This is a genomic window from Pseudomonas izuensis (assembly GCF_009861505.1).
GTDB classification, from domain to species: domain Bacteria; phylum Pseudomonadota; class Gammaproteobacteria; order Pseudomonadales; family Pseudomonadaceae; genus Aquipseudomonas; species Aquipseudomonas izuensis.
On sequence record NZ_WTFT01000024.1, the window covers coordinates 1 to 16,347 of the forward strand.

The window sequence follows — 16,347 nt, forward strand, 5'->3', positions numbered from 1 at the left end:
TAAAGAGCGGTTGGTTAAGCAATTTCGTCTCAACCGAGGCGCGCATTCTACAGCAGCCTCATTTGCTGTCAAGCGGTTATTTTTCGAAGTTTTCAAAGTTTCCTCTGCAACTTCAACCACTTGCGCTGTCGATCTCTCGTCAGCGGGAGGCGAATTCTACAGCGTTACTCGCTGCTGTCAACACCTCTTTTTCAACTTCCTTCGGCTTCGATGACCTGAAGCAACCTGCTGCCGAAAACTACGTAACTCATTGTTTACCAAGGAGTTTTCCGTTTCGACTGCGCCGGAAGTGGGGCGAATTATAGGCTTCTAAAATTCGCCGTCAACCCTTTATTTCAGGTTTATTCGGATTTGAGCGTAATGCGCGCAAATGCCTTCTTCCCCGCCTGGCAAACATGGGTCGCCCCAAGCTTATATATAAAGTAGCGATCAACAACCTCACCATCTATACGCACACCACCAGAACCCAGAAGATCTCGTGCAACGGCCGAATTCTTCACCAGCCCCGCCTTATTAAGAACGGCAGCGATTGGCATATCTTCGGCAGCGGACAATTCGATCTCAGGCAGATCATCCGGCAGCTCGCCATCTTTCATGCGATTACCTGCCGCACGATGAGCATTGGCAGCAGCCTCTTCACCATGGAAACGCGCAACAATCTCTTCAGCCAGCTTGATCTTGATGTCACGCGGATTGGCACCCGCCTCCACATCAGCACGCAGGGCATTGATTTCATCCATGGAGCGGAAACTGAGCAATTCGAAGTAGCGCCACATCAACGCATCAGGGATGGAAACCAGTTTGCCGTACATCACGCCCGGCGCTTCCTGGATACCTACGTAGTTGCCCAAGGACTTGGACATCTTCTTCACGCCATCCAGACCTTCAAGCAATGGCATCGTCAGAATGCATTGAGCTTCCTGACCATAACTGCGCTGCAGCTCGCGCCCCATCAGCAGGTTGAACTTCTGATCGGTACCGCCTAACTCGACATCAGCACGCAAGGCGACCGAGTCATACCCCTGAACCAGCGGATAGAGGAACTCGTGAATGGCGATTGGCTGATTGGTCGTGTAGCGCTTGTCGAAGTCATCGCGCTCGAGCATGCGTGCGACCGTGTACTGCGAGGTCAGCCGAATGAAGTCGGCCGGCCCCATCTGGTCCATCCAGGTGGAGTTGAAAGCAACTTCGGTTTTAGCCGGATCAAGAATCTTGAAAACCTGAGTCTTGTAGGTCTCGGCATTCTCAAGAACCTGCTCGCGAGTCAATGGAGGACGCGTCGCACTCTTGCCACTCGGATCACCGATCATCCCGGTGAAGTCGCCAATCAGGAAGATCACCTGATGACCCAGCTCCTGGAACTGACGCAGCTTGTTAATAAGCACGGTATGGCCCAGGTGCAAATCCGGCGCAGTCGGATCGAAGCCCGCCTTAATACGCAGCGGTTGGCCGCGCTTGAGCTTCTCAATCAGCTCGGACTCGACCAACAGTTCTTCCGCACCACGTTTGATCAGCGCTAGCTGCTCTTCAACCGACTTCATAACAGACCCGCAAGGCTCGAATTCAAAGGGAAACAACCATACAAGATCGCACGTCAAATACAAGGTTTGCCCGGCACACGGACACCAATCCGCAGACCGAGTATCCACAGACTTGCTTCAGAGATGATTTGGTTATATTTTATACAGTTATTTCATATTCATCATGTCATTCATCTTTTCCAATTCATCTTTTTCAAAGTCAAAATTACTTATGACCAAAGAATCGTCTAAAGCGCCGCCGCTTTACCCGAAGACCCACCTGCTCGCTGCAAGTGGCATCGCCGCTCTTCTGAGCCTGGCGCTTCTGGTATTTCCTTCCAGTGATGTTGAAGCAAAAAAGACGACACTGAGTCTCGAACTGGAAAGCCCTGTTGAACAACTGACACAAGATCAAGACGCTGCCGAGGCCGTCCAAGCCACAAATGAACCCGCAGCGTCTCCTTTCGCGCAGATCGATAACAGTGCAGAAGTCACTCAGGAAACCGCTCAAGCCGCACCCGCGCCGGTTGCCGAACAAAAGAAGGCGCCAAACCACAGGGAAGTGATCGTCACCAAGGGCGATACGCTCTCCACGCTGTTCGCGAAGGTTGGTCTTCCGACCACTTCGGTGCATGAAGTGCTGGCCAGCGACAAGCAGGCCAAGCAGTTCAGCCAGCTCAAGCACGGACAGAAACTCGAATTCGAACTGAACCCGGATGGACAGCTGACAAACCTGCACAGCAAGGTCAGCGACCTCGAAACCATCACGCTGACCAAGAATGACAAGGGCTACACGTTCAACCGCGTTACCGCAAAGCCGACCGTGCGCTCCGCCTATGTTCACGGCGTGATCAACAGTTCGCTGTCGCAATCTGCCGCTCGTGCCGGCCTGTCCCACAGCCTGACCATGGATATGGCCAGCGTATTCGGCTATGACGTCGACTTCGCCCAGGATATTCGCCAGGGTGACGAGTTCGACGTGATCTACGAACAGAAAGTCGTCAACGGCAAGGCGGTCGGCAACGGTCCGATCCTGTCCGCGCGCTTCACCAACCGCGGCAAGACTTATACCGCCGTGCGCTACACCAACAAACAAGGCAACAGCAGTTACTACACGGCTGACGGCAACAGCATGCGCAAGGCGTTCATTCGCACCCCGGTAGACTTCGCCCGCATCAGCTCGAAGTTCTCCATGGGCCGCAAACACCCGATCCTGAACAAGATCCGCGCCCATAAAGGCGTCGACTACGCAGCGCCACGCGGCACTCCCATCAAGGCGGCCGGTGACGGCAAAGTATTGCTGGCTGGCCGTCGCGGCGGTTACGGCAACACCGTCATCATCCAGCACGGCAATACATATCGCACGCTGTACGGCCACATGCAGGGCTTCGCCAAAGGCGTCCAGACCGGTAGCAATGTCAAACAGGGCCAGGTGATTGGCTACATTGGCACCACCGGCCTGTCTACCGGCCCGCACTTGCACTATGAGTTCCAGGTCAACGGCGTGCACGTCGACCCGCTGGGGCAGAAAGTGGCAATGGCCGATCCGATCTCGAAGGCAGAACGCTCGCGCTTCCTCGCGCAGAGCCAGCCATTGATGGCGCGCATGGACCAAGAGAAAGCCACCATGCTGGCTTCGAAGCGCTAAGCCATGACGCTCTATATAGGTGTGATGTCCGGAACCAGCCTCGATGGCCTGGACATTGCGCTGATCGAACTGGCCCCGGCGATCAGACTGATCGCGACGCACTACATCCCCATGCCCGAATCCCTGCGCGCCGAGCTGCTTGGCTTGTGCGCCAGCGGTCCGGATGAGATAGCCCGCTCCGCCATCGCCCAGCAGAACTGGGTGAAACTGGCCGCACAGGGCATTCACGCCCTTCTCGCAAAACAGCAACTCACACCTGACGACATTCGCGCGATTGGCAGCCATGGGCAGACTATTCGCCACGAACCGGCGCGCGGTTTTACGGTGCAGATCGGCAACCCGGCCTTGCTAACCGAGTTGACTGGCATCTCAGTCGTCAGCGACTTCCGCAGTCGCGACGTTGCTGCTGGCGGACAAGGCGCGCCTCTGGTCCCGGCTTTTCACGAAGCCTTGTTCGAAGAACAGGCCGGCAACCGAGCCGTACTGAACGTCGGCGGCTTCAGCAATCTGAGCCTGATCGAACCCGGCCAGCCTGTCGCCGGCTTTGACTGCGGCCCGGGAAATGTATTGCTCGACGCGTGGATTCACCAGCAACGCGGCGACAACTTTGACCGCGATGGCCAATGGGCTGCCAGTGGCAAGGTTGAACCGGTACTGCTGAAGGCACTGCTCAGCGATCCGTTTTTCATGACCCAAGGCCCGAAAAGTACCGGTCGCGAAGTATTCAACCTGCCGTGGCTGATGCAGCACCTGACCCGGCTACCGACCTTTGCCGCCGAAAACGTACAGGCAACGCTACTTGAATTGACCGCACTGACTATCGTCGAATCACTGCAAAGTGCTCAGTCGAATACTCAGGAAGTGCTGGTCTGTGGTGGTGGCGCGCACAACACAACACTAATGAATCGCCTGGCCAGCCTGCTGCCGAAGGCAAACGTCAGCAGCACATCCGCGTACGGTGTAGACCCGGACTGGGTCGAAGCCATGGCCTTCGCCTGGCTGGCCTACTGCTGCCTCGAGGGCATTGCAGCCAATCGCCCAAGCGTCACTGGCGCCCGTGGCTTGCGTGTACTCGGCGCCATCTACCCCGCTTGATTGCTCCAGACAGCAAAACGCCGCAGGGCCTTGAAGCCACGCGGCGCTTTGATGATACCGGCGCGCTGATCAGATCGAGAACGACGAACCACAGCCACAGGTAGTGGTCGCGTTCGGGTTCTTGATGACGAAACGCGAACCCTCCAGACCTTCCTGGTAATCCACCTCCGCACCTGCCAGATACTGGAAGCTCATCGGATCGACAACCAGACTCACACCTTCGCGCTCGACGATGGTGTCGTCATCGGCCACTTCTTCATCGAAGGTAAAGCCGTACTGAAAACCTGAACAACCGCCGCCCGTAACGAATACGCGCAGCTTCAAGCGATCATTCCCCTCTTCATCGACCAGGCTCTTCACCTTGTGCGCGGCACCGTGGGTGAATTGCAAAGCCGTGGGGGTGAAGGATTCGACGCTCATGCTGACTATCTCCCGGCGTTACGCCGCCATAATGCGTGATGACGCGCATTATCCGCTTGTCCTAGAAAATCGGTCAACTATTGTTATGGTATATCAACCATCCCAATCGTCAGCCCGGAATGCAAAAAGGCCCGTTCAACGGGCCTTTTCACTGTGTGCAGTAAAGTCTTACGGCAACATGCCGGCGTGGGACAGGCCCAGACGCTCATCCAGCCCGAACAGGATGTTCATGTTCTGTACCGCCTGGCCCGACGCACCTTTGACCAGGTTGTCGATCACCGACAACACAACCACCAGATCACCGTCCTGTGGACGATGAACCGCGATACGGCACACGTTGGCACCCCGTACACTACGGGTTTCCGGATGGCTGCCGGCCGGCATGACGTCGACGAACGGCTCATTGGCGTAACGCTTTTCAAACAGCGCTTGAAGATCGACCGAGCGATCCACAACGGTTGCGTAGAGCGTCGAGTGAATGCCACGGATCATCGGTGTCAGATGTGGAACGAAGGTAAGACCAACGTCCTTACCTGCGGCACGACGCAGACCCTGGCGGATTTCCGGCAAGTGACGGTGTCCTTTGACGGCATAGGCCTTCATGCTTTCCGACGTTTCGGAGTACAACGACCCTACAGATGCGCCGCGACCAGCACCGCTGACGCCGGATTTGCAGTCAGCGATCAGGCGCGAAGCATCGGCCAGACCAGCCTCAAGCAATGGCAGAAAACCCAACTGCGTTGCGGTCGGGTAGCAACCCGGCACAGCAATCAGGCTCGCCTGTTTGATCTGCTCGCGGTTGACTTCCGGCAGACCGTAGACAGCCTCCTCCAGCAACTGCGGCGCACCATGCGGCTGGCCGTACCATTTGGCCCATTCATCGGCATCCTGCAGACGGAAGTCCGCAGACAGGTCGATGACCTTGGTTCCGGCCGCCAGCAGTTCACCCGCCAGGGCATGCGCAACGCCATGAGGTGTTGCAAAGAACACCACATCGCAAGCGCCCAGGGTTTTGATGTCCGGAACGCTGAATGCCAGGCCGTCGTAGTGGCCTCGCAGGTTCGGATACATGTCGGCAACGGCGAGGCCGGCCTCGGATCGGGAAGTGATGACGACCACTTCTGCTTGCGGATGCTGTGCCAACAGACGCAGCAGTTCGACACCGGTGTAACCCGTGCCGCCGACGATACCGACCTTGACCATAAACCTGCCCTCAACGAACCCACTGGAAAGCCGTCGATAATAGGGGCCGCGCGCCCCTGCGACAACCGGCAAGGTGACGATCGGAGGCTCAAGCCTCTACTATCCGGGCTACCGTGAACCTGGGAATAACCAAAATGCTTTATCTGTGGCTCAAAGCTTTTCACATCATCAGCGTCGTATGCTGGTTTGCCGGCCTGTTTTACCTGCCGCGCCTGTTCGTTTATCACGCCCAAAGCGAGGACACTGTCAGCAAGGAACGCTTCAGCATCATGGAGCGAAAGTTGTATCGCGGCATCATGGGCCCGGCGATGATCGCTACGCTGATTTTCGGTGGCTGGCTGATCAGTCTTAATCCGGGAGCCTACTTCAGCCAGGGTGGCTGGATGCACGCCAAGCTGACCCTGGTGGTGTTGCTGATCGGCTACCACCACATGTGCGGTGCTCAGGTGAAGCGTTTTGCCCGTGGCGAAAACACCCGCAGCCATGTCTTTTATCGCTGGTTCAATGAAGTGCCGGTTCTGATATTGCTGGCAATCGTCATTCTGGTCGTCGTTCGGCCGTTCTAAACCAACAGGAATAACTCACCGGGGGTCATCCTATGTCACTGCCCGCTTTGCTTGAACAATGTTTACGTCTGCCCGTGGTGGCAGCGCCAATGTTCCTGATTTCCAATCCGCAACTGGTGCTTGCCTGCTGCCGAAATGGCGTGGTGGGCAGCTTTCCGGCGCTGAACCAGCGCGAGAGCAGCGGCTTCAAGGCATGGCTGGAAGAAATCGAAGCCGGACTGGCGACACTGGAGAATCCCGCGCCGTACGCGGTCAACCTGATTGTCCACAAAAGCAATCCACGATTGCAGGCGGACCTGGAAATCTGCATCGAGCACAAAGTGCCGATCGTGATCACCAGCCTTGGCGCCGTGAAAGAAGTGGTCGATGCCGTCCACAGCTATGGCGGCCTGGTGTTTCATGACGTGACGACACGCCGCCATGCCGAGAAGGCCGCCGAAGCCGGTGTGGATGGTTTGATCGCGGTCGCTGCAGGTGCCGGCGGGCATGCCGGGACCTGGAGCCCATTCTCGCTAATCGCCGAGATCCGCCAATTCTTCGACAAGACGCTGCTGCTGGCCGGGTGCCTGAACCATGGTCACGAAATACTCGCAGCGCAACTGCTCGGTGCGGATCTGGCCTACTTCGGCACGCGATTTATCGGCACCACCGAAAGTCACGCGCCTGAGGCCTACAAAGAGATGCTGCTGACATCCAGAGCGGCAGACATCATCCATACTCCTGCTGTATCGGGCGTACCGGCGAGCTTCATGCGCCAGAGCCTTGAGGCCGCCGGTTTCGATATGGCCGCACTGCAAAACAAGGGTGAAGTCAATTTCGGCTCGAAACTCAAGCCGTTGAGCGACGAAGCCAAAGCCTGGAAAACCGTTTGGTCCGCGGGCCAGGGTGTGGGTGAAATCGATGATTTGCCGAGCGTCGATCAACTGGTAGCACGCCTCGACGCCGAATACCGCAAGGCACTGGAACAGTCCGGGCAACTGCGGCAACGCTGGCCACGCTGAAAAATCAGGGCCGGCCATCCTTGGTCGGCCTTACACTGAATCTACTCAAACACGCGCGACAAGGATGCCTCGGCAATGAGCGAGAACCGGTACAAGATCGTATTCGACGGCACGCTACTGCCCGGTGTTGATATCACCACTGCGAAGCACAATCTCGCCGCACTGTACAAAAGCGAAGTAGCCGCCATCGAGCGCCTGTTCAACGGCCAACCGGTCACGCTCAAGCGCGAACTGTCACAGGCCGAGGCGCAGGCCTATCTGCAAGCCCTGAAGAATACCGGCATCGACGCCCGAATCGAGCTCGAGCCTTCAATCGAAATGCACCTGTCTGACATTCACCCTCACACCCCGGTGGACACTCCAGCAGAACCCGAATCCCCTTACGCCCCACCGCGAGCCAGTGTTGGCGAACGCGTACCCGAGTTCTCAGACCTCAAGCCGTTCAGTGTCGATGGGCGGATCGGCCGCCTGCGCTTTCTCGCCTGGACCATGGTGCTGAGCCTGATCACCCTGCCGATTGTCGGCGTGTTCGCGCTCATCGGCCTCGGGCTTGTCAGTGGTGACTCCACCGCAGGCCTGATCATCGGCGGCATTTTTGCGTTCTTCCTGTTCCTCGCGTTCGTGATTGTCAGCGCTCTGTTCAGCGTGCAGCGCCTGCACGATATTGGCTGGTCTGGGTGGCTCTGGTTGCTGAACTTCGTCCCCTTCGTGGGCAGTTTCTTCCCGCTGGTGATCATGGTCATGCCAGGCAACGCAGGTGCCAATCGTTATGGCCCGCCTCCCCCACCCAACAGCACGGCGGTCAAAGTGCTGTGCTCATTGTGGATCGTATTTATTGGTCTGGTTTTTGTCGGTGCAATGCTCGGAGGGATCTCTGCAATCCAGCAGGAATACGAAAGCAGCCTGGAAAGCAGCTACGAAAGTGGTTCGGGGATCACCGATGAAATCGACGTTGAGACCCAATCACCTGCAAATTCAACCGACGATGCAGCCGAAGAAGCCCAGCCCCCTGTAGACTCTGCGCAAGAATGAACAGCGCTCCCTGCGCGCGACACCTGCGTCGCGGCGCGGAGCTGTTGCGATGGAGAACTGCATGACCCGTTACGCTCTGATCACCGGCGCTTCCAGCGGCATCGGCCTGGCGATGGCCGAAGCGCTGGCCCGGCGAGGCCGCAGCCTGATACTGGTGGCCCGACAGCGTGATCAGCTGGAAAGTATTGCGATTGAACTGACTCAACGTTTTGGCGTGGAAGTGTTGTTCCGTGCCTGCGACCTGGGTGAACCGCTTCGGCTTTCAGGGTTTCTGCTGGAGCTGGAGGAAGGCGACCGACAGATCGACCTGCTGGTCAATTGTGCCGGCATAGGTACTTGCGGACCGTTCCTGGCGCAGGACTGGATGACGGAGCAGGACCTGATTGAAGTAAATATTCTGGCGCTCACCCGTCTGTGCCACGCCATTGGCAACAGCATGGCATTGCAAGGCGGCGGACAGATTCTGAACGTCGCGTCCGTAGCAGCCTTCCATCCTGGTCCATGGATGAGCACTTATTACGCGAGCAAGGCCTATGTGCTGCACTTTTCCGAAGGTTTGCGCGTCGAGCTGAAAAAATGTGCGGTCAAGGTTTCGGTGCTCTGCCCCGGCCCGACCCGCACAGCGTTTTTCCGCACCGCGCAGTTGAACGCAGACAAACTGGCCGGCAGCAAACTGCTGATGAGTCCGGAGGAGGTCGCGCTCTATACCGTTCGGGCCCTGGAGAAAAATCGCGCAATCATTATTCCCGGGCGGCGCAACCGCTGGTTCGCCGCCCTGCCCCGGTTCGGCTCGCGCTGGCTGATCCGGACCATCACCGGCATGGTCAACAAGGCTTACTGCCCACGCTGACCGGCCTGGTAAAAAGCTGGGCTCGGGCATAAGCCCTGAGTACACTCAGGCCAGCCCAAACAACGGAGAAAACAGCTGTGGATACTCTGTTCACCAAGATCATCAACCGGGAAATCCCGGCGAAGATCATCTACGAGGACGACCAGGTACTGGCCTTCCACGACATCGCCCCACAGGCGCCAGTGCATTTTCTGGTGGTACCGAAAAAACCGGTGCGCACCTTGAACGACCTGACCGAGGACGACAAGGCATTGGCTGGACATATTCTGTTCACCGCCCAGCGCCTGGCCCTGGAATTGGGTTGCGAAAAAGGCTTCCGCGTCGTCATGAACTGCAATGAAGAAGGTGGACAGACCGTCTATCACATTCATATGCACGTACTTGGGCAACGTCAGATGCACTGGCCGCCGGGCTGATTTGAACAAACCCTGCGGGAGCGGCGCAACGCCGTTCCCACAAAGGCATCACGGCATTGTCATGGCAACGGCTGCACAATGACCCAGCGCAAACCTTCCCCGGCCGATTGGGTTAAACTGGCCGCCGAGATTCCTCCGGAGGTCAACATGACTACCCAACGTCACTACTCGCCGATTGACCGTCTTCTGCTGCAAGCCGATGCGGCGATGCGTACCTTGTTGCCCTTCAGTGGTCAGCCGTACCGTCCGTCGCCGGCCATCGTGCAGCCGGATGCAAAAATGAGCGACGAAGACACCCGCCACGTTGCCGGCCTGATGCGCATCAACCACACCGGTGAAGTCTGCGCCCAGGCGCTCTACCAGGGCCAGGCCCTGACCGCAAAGTTGCCCCAAGTCCGGGCTGCCATGGAACATGCCGCCGAAGAAGAAATCGACCATCTGGTCTGGTGCGAGCAACGCATCCATCAGTTGGGCAGCCATACCAGCATTCTCAATCCGCTGTTCTACGGCATGTCGTTCGGGATTGGCGCGGTTGCCGGGCTGATCAGCGACAAAGTCAGCCTGGGGTTTGTCGCGGCAACGGAAGATCAGGTGTGCAAACACCTGAACGAACACCTTGAGCAACTGCCGGCGGAGGATGAAAAGTCCCGGGCGATCCTTGAGCAGATGCGTATTGATGAAGAGCAACATGCCGAAAGTGCACTGGAGGCTGGCGGTTTCCGTTTTCCTGCGCCGGTGAAGTTCGGGATGAGTTTGATGGCCAAGGTGATGACCAAGAGTACTTATCGGATCTGATAAAGCGCTCTTGTGGGAGCATGGCTTGCCCGCGATGGCGATCTCCAGGACGCTATCGCGGGCAAGCCTTGCTCCTACAGGGGTTCTGTGTTGGCAATAAAAAAGGCGACTGCCGTGAGGTAGTCGCCTTTTTTTGTTCGAAAATCTTAGTTCGACATGTTGCGTGCGTAGAAGATTTCGAGCATTTCGTGTTTCACACGCTCGGTCACCTGAGCACGTTGCTCGGCAGACAGGTTGCTGGTGGCATCACCGAACAGGTAGTTATCCAGTTCGAAGTTCTTCAGCAGCATTTTGGTGTGGAACAGGTTTTCCTGGTACACGTTCACGTCGGTCATCTGGTACGCGTCGTAAGTGTCTTCGGAGAGGTAGTTCTGAATCGAGTTGATCTCGTGGTCGATGAAGTGCTTCTTGCCTTCGACGTCACGGGTGAAGCCGCGCACACGGTAATCCACGGTCACGATGTCCGAATCGAACTGGTGAATCAGGAAGTTGAGCGCTTTGAGCGGTGAAATGACCCCGCACGTCGACACGTCGATATCCACACGGAAGGTGGCAATACCGTCATCCGGATGGATTTCCGGGTAGGTGTGCACCGTGATGTGGCTCTTGTCGAGGTGGGCCAGGATGATTTCGGGCAATGGACCCGGGGACTCTTCGATCTGGCTGTCAGTCGGGGTCACCGGCTCTTCCGAGATCAGAATCGTGACGCTGGCGCCCTGCGGCTCGTAGTCCTGACTGGCGATGTTCAGGATGTTGGCACCAATGATATCGACAACTTCTGTGAGGATCTGCGTCAGGCGCTTGGCGTTGTACTCTTTATTGATGTACTCGACGTAAGCCTGTTGGTCTTGCGGGGTTTCCGCATAGCAGATGTCATAGATGTTGAAGCTCAAGGTCTTTGTCAGGTTATTGAACCCGTGGAGCTTGAGTTTGCTTTTCACCGTTAAAAACTCTCTATGTATTGCGGCCCGGCCGCGTGATCAAGCATGCCCGTCAGATGCGAACGACGCACCTGCGTAGGACGGTTAACACCTCTTCGCGATGGCGATTTTGGTTGTCTGTTCGGGTATGCGGCCTGTCGGCTGACGGGCCACTACCCTGAAAAAAGTGGCGCATTATGCAGACGTCAGCTGGGGATCGCCAGAGTCTGCACTGCTTTTATGATAGTTGAATGTCGATTCAACCGAGTTCGATGATTTCGTAGTCGTGGGTGATCTCGACACCGGCGGCGCCAAGCATGATCGACGCCGAGCAATACTTTTCGGCAGACAGCTCGATGGCGCGCTTGACCTGGGCTTCTTTCAGCCCACGTCCCTTGACCACGAAGTGCATGTGGATCTTGGTGAATACCTTCGGATCTTCGGTTGCACGTTCGGCTTCGAGGAAGGCTTCGCAGCTCTCGACTGCCTGCCGGGATTTCTTGAGGATGCTGACCACATCGAAATTGCTGCAACCGCCTACACCCAGCAGGAGCATTTCCATCGGCCGGACACCCAGGTTACGACCACCGGCATCGGGCGGACCGTCCATGACCACGACATGACCGCTGCCGGATTCGCCGAGGAACATGGCTTCGCCAGCCCATTGGATGCGTGCCTTCATCGCCAAGACTCCACTGTCTAAAAAAGGGTCGCCAGCTTAGCACAGGCCTCTTGATTGACAGCGCTCGCCTTCCTGGGACTTAACCATCCGCCTCGTAGGTAAATGCTCGAATGTTGCAGGAAGTGTCTGTTAAGCTGACGCCAATTCGCTGGCGCATAGCCAGCTTTGCCGCCGCTACCGCAATTCATAAAAAAACCAAACATACCGTGCAGTCTTTTCGGGATACAACCATGGTTGCTATTGCCCCCACACCCAAAATCAAGAACCTCGACAAGCTGCTGATGCATTGCCAACGCCGTCGCTATCAGGCCAAGAGCAACATCATTTGTGCCGGCGACCGCTCGGAAACGCTGTTCTTCATCATCAAAGGTTCGGTCACGATCCTGATCGAGGACGACGACGGTCGGGAAATGATCATCGCCTACCTGAACGCCGGGGATTTTTTCGGCGAGCTGGGTCTGTTTGAGCAAGCAGGCCTGGAACAGGAGCGCAGCGCCTGGGTGCGCGCCAAGGTCGAATGCGAAGTCGCGGAAATCAGCTACGCGAAGTTCCGCGAACTGTCGCAGCAGGATCCAGACATTCTTTACGTGTTAAGCGGACAAATCGCACAACGCCTGCGCAACACCACCCGCAAAGTCGGTGACCTGGCGTTTTTCGACGTGACCGGTCGCGTGGCCCGCTGCCTGTTGGAACTGTGCAAGCAGCCCGATGCGATGACCCACCCCGACGGCATGCAGATCAAGGTTACCCGTCAGGAAATCGGGCGAATTGTCGGCTGTTCGCGGGAGATGGTCGGTCGCGTGCTCAAGGATCTGGAGGAGCGCAACTTGGTGAATGTCAAAGGCAAGACCATGGTGGTCTTCGGTACGCGCTAGGTTCGAAGGCTCATGCGCCGAACATCAGCGCGAGCATTTGTCGGTAGAGTTCGTCGAGACGTGCCAATGCGTCTGGCGCCGTGAACTTCTCATGCAGGGCGATGTGGCTTTCGGCACGCACCCGTTGCTCCAGGCCGCAAGCCTCGTTGAAGCGATTGACCGCGGCAACCATCGAATCGCGCTCGTTATCCAGCAGCATTGCACCGTGCACCAGCCCCACCGGGCGCTGACCGCCCTGACTCTGGCGCCAGCGCTGGGCGGTGCCGACCATCTTGCGTCCATCCAGATTGACGTTGAATCGGCCATCGCAAAACGCGCCTTCGATTTCACCCAGCGACGAAGTACCACCCAATTCGTCCAGCAGCTCACAGATCGGATCGCACAAACGCCGGTAACCGGACTCGATGCGGTTCAGATCACCCTCGCTGCGCGGCGGTGCGTAAACCAGTGCGATGTTGATTGTCGAAGCAGATTGCGGCACCGGCTCGCCACCGGTTTCGCGTAGAAGCACTGGCCAACCGGCAGCGGCCGACACTTCACAGGCGTGATCGAATCCGGGCAGACGATTTAAACGGCGCGGCATGACCAGAGCCCGATCGCTCGGCTGCCAGAACAGCAGGCCGAATTCAGCGTGGCCGGCACAGACTGACGCCAACAAATCCTGTTCGGCTTGCAGGCCGGCTTCGATGGTCAGTGAGGTTGGCAGCGACATGGACTACTCCGGCAGACTCAAGGTCATTGGGAAATTTGAGGGCCTCATCGCGGGCAAGCCCGCTCCCACAGGGAATCGGGTTGCCTGCAAACAGGTTTTCAGTCGAGGGTTGAGCCGCTGACAGGAACGCCACGCTCAGGGAAGAACAACCGCTGCAACTCGGTACCCGGGCTCTCGGCGCGCATGAACGCTTCGCCAACCAGGAACGCATAAACGTCGCTGATTTCCATCAGCTCGACATCGGCACGATTGAGAATGCCGCTTTCAGTGATCACCAGGCGATCACGAGGAATGCGCGGCAACAGGTCGAGGGTGGTTTCCAGACTGACATCGAAGGTGTGCAGGTTGCGGTTGTTCACGCCGACCAATGGCGTGTCGAGGGTTTTCAAGGCCCGCTCCAGCTCGTCACCATCGTGGACTTCCACCAGCACATCAAGACCGACGCCTTTGGCCACCGACGCCAGTTCGGCCATTTTCACGTCGTCCAGGGCGGAGACGATCAGCAGCACGCAGTCGGCTCCCAGGGCGCGGGCTTCGACGATCTGGTATGGATCGATCATGAAGTCCTTGCGGATCACCGGCAGTTTGCACGCTGCGCGGGCCTGTTGCAGGTACGCGTCGGCACCCTGAAAGTAATCGACATCGGTCAGTACCGACAGGCAGGTCGCGCCGCCCTTCTCGTAGCTTTTGGCGATGTCGGCGGGAATGAAGTTCTCGCGGATCACACCTTTGCTCGGCGAAGCTTTCTTGATCTCGGCAATGACTGCCGGCTGCTTCAGTTTGGCCTGAGCCAGCAAGGCCTTGGCAAAACCACGGGGCGCATCGGCCGCCTTGGCCAGACTTTCCAGCTCGGCAAGGCTTACGCGAGCGCTACGCTCGGCAACTTCCTCGACTTTGCGCGCCAGAATTTTTTCCAGAACCGTCGGTACACTCATCCCTCATTCTCCACTTTGAATACCGCGGTAAAGGCACCCAATTCTTCGAGCTTTTCCCGAGCCAGGCCGGTGTGCAGCGCATCATGTGCCAGGGCAACGCCTTCTTTAAGGCTGCTGGCATGGTCAGCGGCGTACAGTGCGGCACCGGCATTGAGCATAATCATTTCGGCAGCTTTCTGACCGTTTTCAGTCTTGCGCTTACCCAAGGCATCGCGAATCAATTCGAGGGACGCCGCCGGACTTTCCACCGCCAGGCCATGCAGGCTCTGGCTCTTCATGCCCAGGTCTTCCGGCTCGACCCAGTACTCGGTGATCTGGTCGTTTTTCAGTTCTGCCACAAAAGTCGGCGCGGCCAGGCTGAACTCGTCCAGGCCATCCTTCGAATGCACCACCAGCACATGCTTGCTGCCCAGCCGCTGCAGAACCTCGGCCAACGGCCGGCACAATGCCTGGGTGAACACGCCCACCACCTGATGTTTCACGCCAGCCGGATTCGTAAGCGGGCCGAGCATGTTGAACAAGGTACGCAAGCCAAGATCCTTGCGTGGGCCAGCGGCGTATTTCATGGCACTGTGATGGGTCTGGGCAAACATGAATCCGATGCCGACGTTGTCAATGCAACGCGCCACTTGAACCGGGGTCAGGTTCAGATAGATACCAGCCGCCTCCAGCAAGTCGGCACTGCCGCTCTTGCCCGAGACCGCGCGGTTGCCGTGCTTGGCCACGGTGCAACCGGCCGCCGAAACCACGAAGGCCGAAGCGGTCGACACGTTGAAAATATTGGCACCGTCACCACCGGTGCCCACCACGTCAACTACACCGTCGAGGGTCTTGAGTTCGACCTTGTCCGCCAGTTCGCGCATGACAGAGACGGCGCCGACGATTTCATCGATGCTTTCGCTTTTCATACGCATGGCCATCATGAACGCGCCGATCTGCGCGTCCGTGCATTGCCCGGTCATGATTTCGCGCATCACATCGCGCATTTCATCGGTGCTGAGGTCGAGCTGGTCGACGATACGGCTCAGGGCTGTCTTGATATTCATGAAAGGTCCTTAGCGCGTGCCGCCGGTTTGTTTGAGGAAGTTCGCGAACAGTTCGTGCCCCTGCTCGGTCAGGATCGACTCGGGGTGGAACTGCACACCTTCGATGTTCAGGGTCTTGTGGCGAAGGCCCATGATCTCGTCGACCGAGCCGTCTTCGAGCTGGGTCCAGGCGGTCAGTTCGAGGCAATCAGGCAGAGTTTCACGCTTAACGATCAATGAATGATAGCGAGTAACCGTCAGCGGATTATTCAGACCTTCAAAAACACCCTTGTCCTCATGGAAAACCGGGCTGGTCTTGCCGTGCATGACCTGGCGAGCGCGGACTACATCGCCGCCAAAGGCCTGGCCGATGGACTGATGGCCAAGGCACACGCCGAGAATCGGCAGTTTGCCGGCGAAGTGCTTGATGACGTCAATCGAGACGCCGGCTTCGGTCGGGGTGCAAGGACCGGGAGAAACAACGATGCGCTCAGGGTTGAGGGCTTCGATTTCGGCAACGGTCAATTCATCGTTGCGCACGACTTTAACCTGGGAGCCCAGCTCACCAAGGTACTGCACAACGTTGTAGGTAAAAGAGTCGTAGTTATCGATCATCAGCAACATGGCGTTAAGAACCTCTTGAATTCACTGA

General features: G+C 57.5%; 18 protein-coding genes and 1 pseudogene. 10 read left to right on the forward strand and 9 right to left on the reverse strand.

The annotated features are described in order from the left end of the window. A pseudogene (locus tag GPL81_RS31240) lies at positions 1-305 on the forward strand (hypothetical protein); the annotation flags it as partial. A gap of 36 nt (positions 306-341) precedes the next feature. Here GPL81_RS31240 and tyrS read toward each other — a convergent pair. Then, positions 342-1,541, reverse strand: coding sequence for a tyrosine--tRNA ligase (gene tyrS, locus GPL81_RS19670; RefSeq protein ID WP_160108066.1), 1,200 nt, complete (start codon positions 1,539-1,541; stop codon positions 342-344). Between the two features lie 211 nt (positions 1,542-1,752). On the opposite strand from tyrS, the gene GPL81_RS19675 reads away from it, so the two are divergent. Both GPL81_RS19675 and GPL81_RS19680 read left to right on the forward strand, forming a co-directional pair. Beyond that, the gene (locus GPL81_RS19675; RefSeq protein WP_160108067.1) at positions 1,753-3,168 is read left to right on the forward strand and encodes a peptidoglycan DD-metalloendopeptidase family protein; all 1,416 of its coding nucleotides are present in this window, start codon (positions 1,753-1,755) and stop codon (positions 3,166-3,168) included. Positions 3,169-3,171: 3 nt separating this feature from the next. After that, positions 3,172-4,263 (forward strand): anhydro-N-acetylmuramic acid kinase, encoded by a 1,092-nt coding sequence (locus GPL81_RS19680; protein WP_160108068.1) that lies wholly within the window; start codon positions 3,172-3,174, stop codon positions 4,261-4,263. Between the two features lie 69 nt (positions 4,264-4,332). On the opposite strand, the gene erpA is transcribed toward GPL81_RS19680, so the two are convergent. Further along, positions 4,333-4,683, reverse strand: a complete 351-nt coding sequence (gene erpA / locus GPL81_RS19685) for an iron-sulfur cluster insertion protein ErpA (RefSeq protein ID WP_007906865.1) — start codon at positions 4,681-4,683, stop codon at positions 4,333-4,335. Positions 4,684-4,851: 168 nt separating this feature from the next. Further along, positions 4,852-5,886 carry an N-acetyl-gamma-glutamyl-phosphate reductase gene (gene argC, locus GPL81_RS19690; RefSeq protein WP_160108069.1) on the reverse strand — a complete coding sequence of 345 codons (1,035 nt, stop codon included), beginning with the start codon at positions 5,884-5,886 and terminating at the stop codon, positions 4,852-4,854. A gap of 134 nt (positions 5,887-6,020) precedes the next feature. On the opposite strand from argC, the gene hemJ reads away from it, so the two are divergent. The 6 genes from hemJ to coq7 all read left to right on the forward strand — a co-directional run bounded on the left by hemJ (position 6,021) and on the right by coq7 (position 10,546). Further along, complete coding sequence (hemJ, locus tag GPL81_RS19695) at positions 6,021-6,452, forward strand: protoporphyrinogen oxidase HemJ (RefSeq protein ID WP_096514740.1); 432 nt, start codon at positions 6,021-6,023, stop codon at positions 6,450-6,452. A 32-nt stretch (positions 6,453-6,484) separates the two neighbouring features. After that, positions 6,485-7,453, forward strand: coding sequence for an NAD(P)H-dependent flavin oxidoreductase (locus GPL81_RS19700; RefSeq protein ID WP_160108070.1), 969 nt, complete (start codon positions 6,485-6,487; stop codon positions 7,451-7,453). A 75-nt stretch (positions 7,454-7,528) separates the two neighbouring features. Beyond that, a complete protein-coding gene (locus GPL81_RS19705; protein ID WP_160108071.1) occupies positions 7,529-8,485 on the forward strand; it encodes a DUF805 domain-containing protein in 957 nt (318 codons plus the stop codon). A 61-nt stretch (positions 8,486-8,546) separates the two neighbouring features. Then, positions 8,547-9,335 carry an SDR family NAD(P)-dependent oxidoreductase gene (locus GPL81_RS19710; protein WP_160108072.1) on the forward strand — a complete coding sequence of 263 codons (789 nt, stop codon included), beginning with the start codon at positions 8,547-8,549 and terminating at the stop codon, positions 9,333-9,335. A 77-nt stretch (positions 9,336-9,412) separates the two neighbouring features. Then, positions 9,413-9,751, forward strand: coding sequence for a histidine triad nucleotide-binding protein (locus GPL81_RS19715; protein WP_007986008.1), 339 nt, complete (start codon positions 9,413-9,415; stop codon positions 9,749-9,751). A 147-nt stretch (positions 9,752-9,898) separates the two neighbouring features. Then, positions 9,899-10,546 carry a 2-polyprenyl-3-methyl-6-methoxy-1,4-benzoquinone monooxygenase gene (coq7, locus tag GPL81_RS19720; protein ID WP_096515638.1) on the forward strand — a complete coding sequence of 216 codons (648 nt, stop codon included), beginning with the start codon at positions 9,899-9,901 and terminating at the stop codon, positions 10,544-10,546. Positions 10,547-10,692: 146 nt separating this feature from the next. Here the strand turns inward: coq7 and speD are convergent, their stop codons facing one another. Then, positions 10,693-11,487, reverse strand: a complete 795-nt coding sequence (gene speD, locus GPL81_RS19725) for an adenosylmethionine decarboxylase (protein WP_096514732.1) — start codon at positions 11,485-11,487, stop codon at positions 10,693-10,695. Between the two features lie 238 nt (positions 11,488-11,725). Beyond that, a complete protein-coding gene (locus GPL81_RS19730) occupies positions 11,726-12,148 on the reverse strand; it encodes an OsmC family protein (RefSeq protein ID WP_008061600.1) in 423 nt (140 codons plus the stop codon). Positions 12,149-12,378: 230 nt separating this feature from the next. Here GPL81_RS19730 and crp point away from each other — a divergent pair, with 230 nt between their 5' ends. Then, positions 12,379-13,023 carry a cAMP-activated global transcriptional regulator CRP gene (gene crp, locus GPL81_RS19735; RefSeq protein ID WP_096514730.1) on the forward strand — a complete coding sequence of 215 codons (645 nt, stop codon included), beginning with the start codon at positions 12,379-12,381 and terminating at the stop codon, positions 13,021-13,023. Between the two features lie 10 nt (positions 13,024-13,033). On the opposite strand, the gene GPL81_RS19740 is transcribed toward crp, so the two are convergent. The 4 genes from GPL81_RS19740 to GPL81_RS19755 all read right to left on the reverse strand — a co-directional run bounded on the left by GPL81_RS19740 (position 13,034) and on the right by GPL81_RS19755 (position 16,319). Then, on the reverse strand, positions 13,034-13,735 hold the full coding sequence (locus GPL81_RS19740; RefSeq protein WP_160108073.1) for a lipoate--protein ligase family protein: 702 nt from the start codon (positions 13,733-13,735) through the stop codon (positions 13,034-13,036). Positions 13,736-13,833: 98 nt separating this feature from the next. Then, a complete protein-coding gene (gene trpC / locus GPL81_RS19745; RefSeq protein ID WP_160108074.1) occupies positions 13,834-14,670 on the reverse strand; it encodes an indole-3-glycerol phosphate synthase TrpC in 837 nt (278 codons plus the stop codon). Then, complete coding sequence (trpD, locus tag GPL81_RS19750; protein ID WP_096514724.1) at positions 14,667-15,716, reverse strand: anthranilate phosphoribosyltransferase; 1,050 nt, start codon at positions 15,714-15,716, stop codon at positions 14,667-14,669. Before trpD ends, trpC begins: the two co-directional genes overlap by 4 nt. Positions 15,717-15,725: 9 nt before the next feature. Then, positions 15,726-16,319 (reverse strand): aminodeoxychorismate/anthranilate synthase component II, encoded by a 594-nt coding sequence (locus GPL81_RS19755; RefSeq protein WP_096514722.1) that lies wholly within the window; start codon positions 16,317-16,319, stop codon positions 15,726-15,728. Between the last annotated feature and the right edge of the window lie 28 nt (positions 16,320-16,347).

Excerpts from the sequence above, each read along its gene's own strand:
- tyrS (WP_160108066.1), bottom strand. The coding sequence starts at position 1,541 with ATGAAGTCGGTTGAAGAGCAGCTAGCGCTGATCAAACGTGGTGCGGAA.
- GPL81_RS19675 (WP_160108067.1), top strand. The coding sequence starts at position 1,753 with ATGACCAAAGAATCGTCTAAAGCGCCGCCGCTTTACCCGAAGACCCAC.
- GPL81_RS19680 (WP_160108068.1), top strand. The coding sequence starts at position 3,172 with ATGACGCTCTATATAGGTGTGATGTCCGGAACCAGCCTCGATGGCCTG.
- erpA (WP_007906865.1), bottom strand. The coding sequence starts at position 4,683 with ATGAGCGTCGAATCCTTCACCCCCACGGCTTTGCAATTCACCCACGGT.
- argC (WP_160108069.1), bottom strand. The coding sequence starts at position 5,886 with ATGGTCAAGGTCGGTATCGTCGGCGGCACGGGTTACACCGGTGTCGAA.
- hemJ (WP_096514740.1), top strand. The coding sequence starts at position 6,021 with ATGCTTTATCTGTGGCTCAAAGCTTTTCACATCATCAGCGTCGTATGC.
- GPL81_RS19700 (WP_160108070.1), top strand. The coding sequence starts at position 6,485 with ATGTCACTGCCCGCTTTGCTTGAACAATGTTTACGTCTGCCCGTGGTG.
- GPL81_RS19705 (WP_160108071.1), top strand. The coding sequence starts at position 7,529 with ATGAGCGAGAACCGGTACAAGATCGTATTCGACGGCACGCTACTGCCC.
- GPL81_RS19710 (WP_160108072.1), top strand. The coding sequence starts at position 8,547 with ATGACCCGTTACGCTCTGATCACCGGCGCTTCCAGCGGCATCGGCCTG.
- coq7 (WP_096515638.1), top strand. The coding sequence starts at position 9,899 with ATGACTACCCAACGTCACTACTCGCCGATTGACCGTCTTCTGCTGCAA.
- GPL81_RS19730 (WP_008061600.1), bottom strand. The coding sequence starts at position 12,148 with ATGAAGGCACGCATCCAATGGGCTGGCGAAGCCATGTTCCTCGGCGAA.
- crp (WP_096514730.1), top strand. The coding sequence starts at position 12,379 with ATGGTTGCTATTGCCCCCACACCCAAAATCAAGAACCTCGACAAGCTG.
- GPL81_RS19740 (WP_160108073.1), bottom strand. The coding sequence starts at position 13,735 with ATGTCGCTGCCAACCTCACTGACCATCGAAGCCGGCCTGCAAGCCGAA.
- trpC (WP_160108074.1), bottom strand. The coding sequence starts at position 14,670 with ATGAGTGTACCGACGGTTCTGGAAAAAATTCTGGCGCGCAAAGTCGAG.
- trpD (WP_096514724.1), bottom strand. The coding sequence starts at position 15,716 with ATGAATATCAAGACAGCCCTGAGCCGTATCGTCGACCAGCTCGACCTC.
- GPL81_RS19755 (WP_096514722.1), bottom strand. The coding sequence starts at position 16,319 with ATGTTGCTGATGATCGATAACTACGACTCTTTTACCTACAACGTTGTG.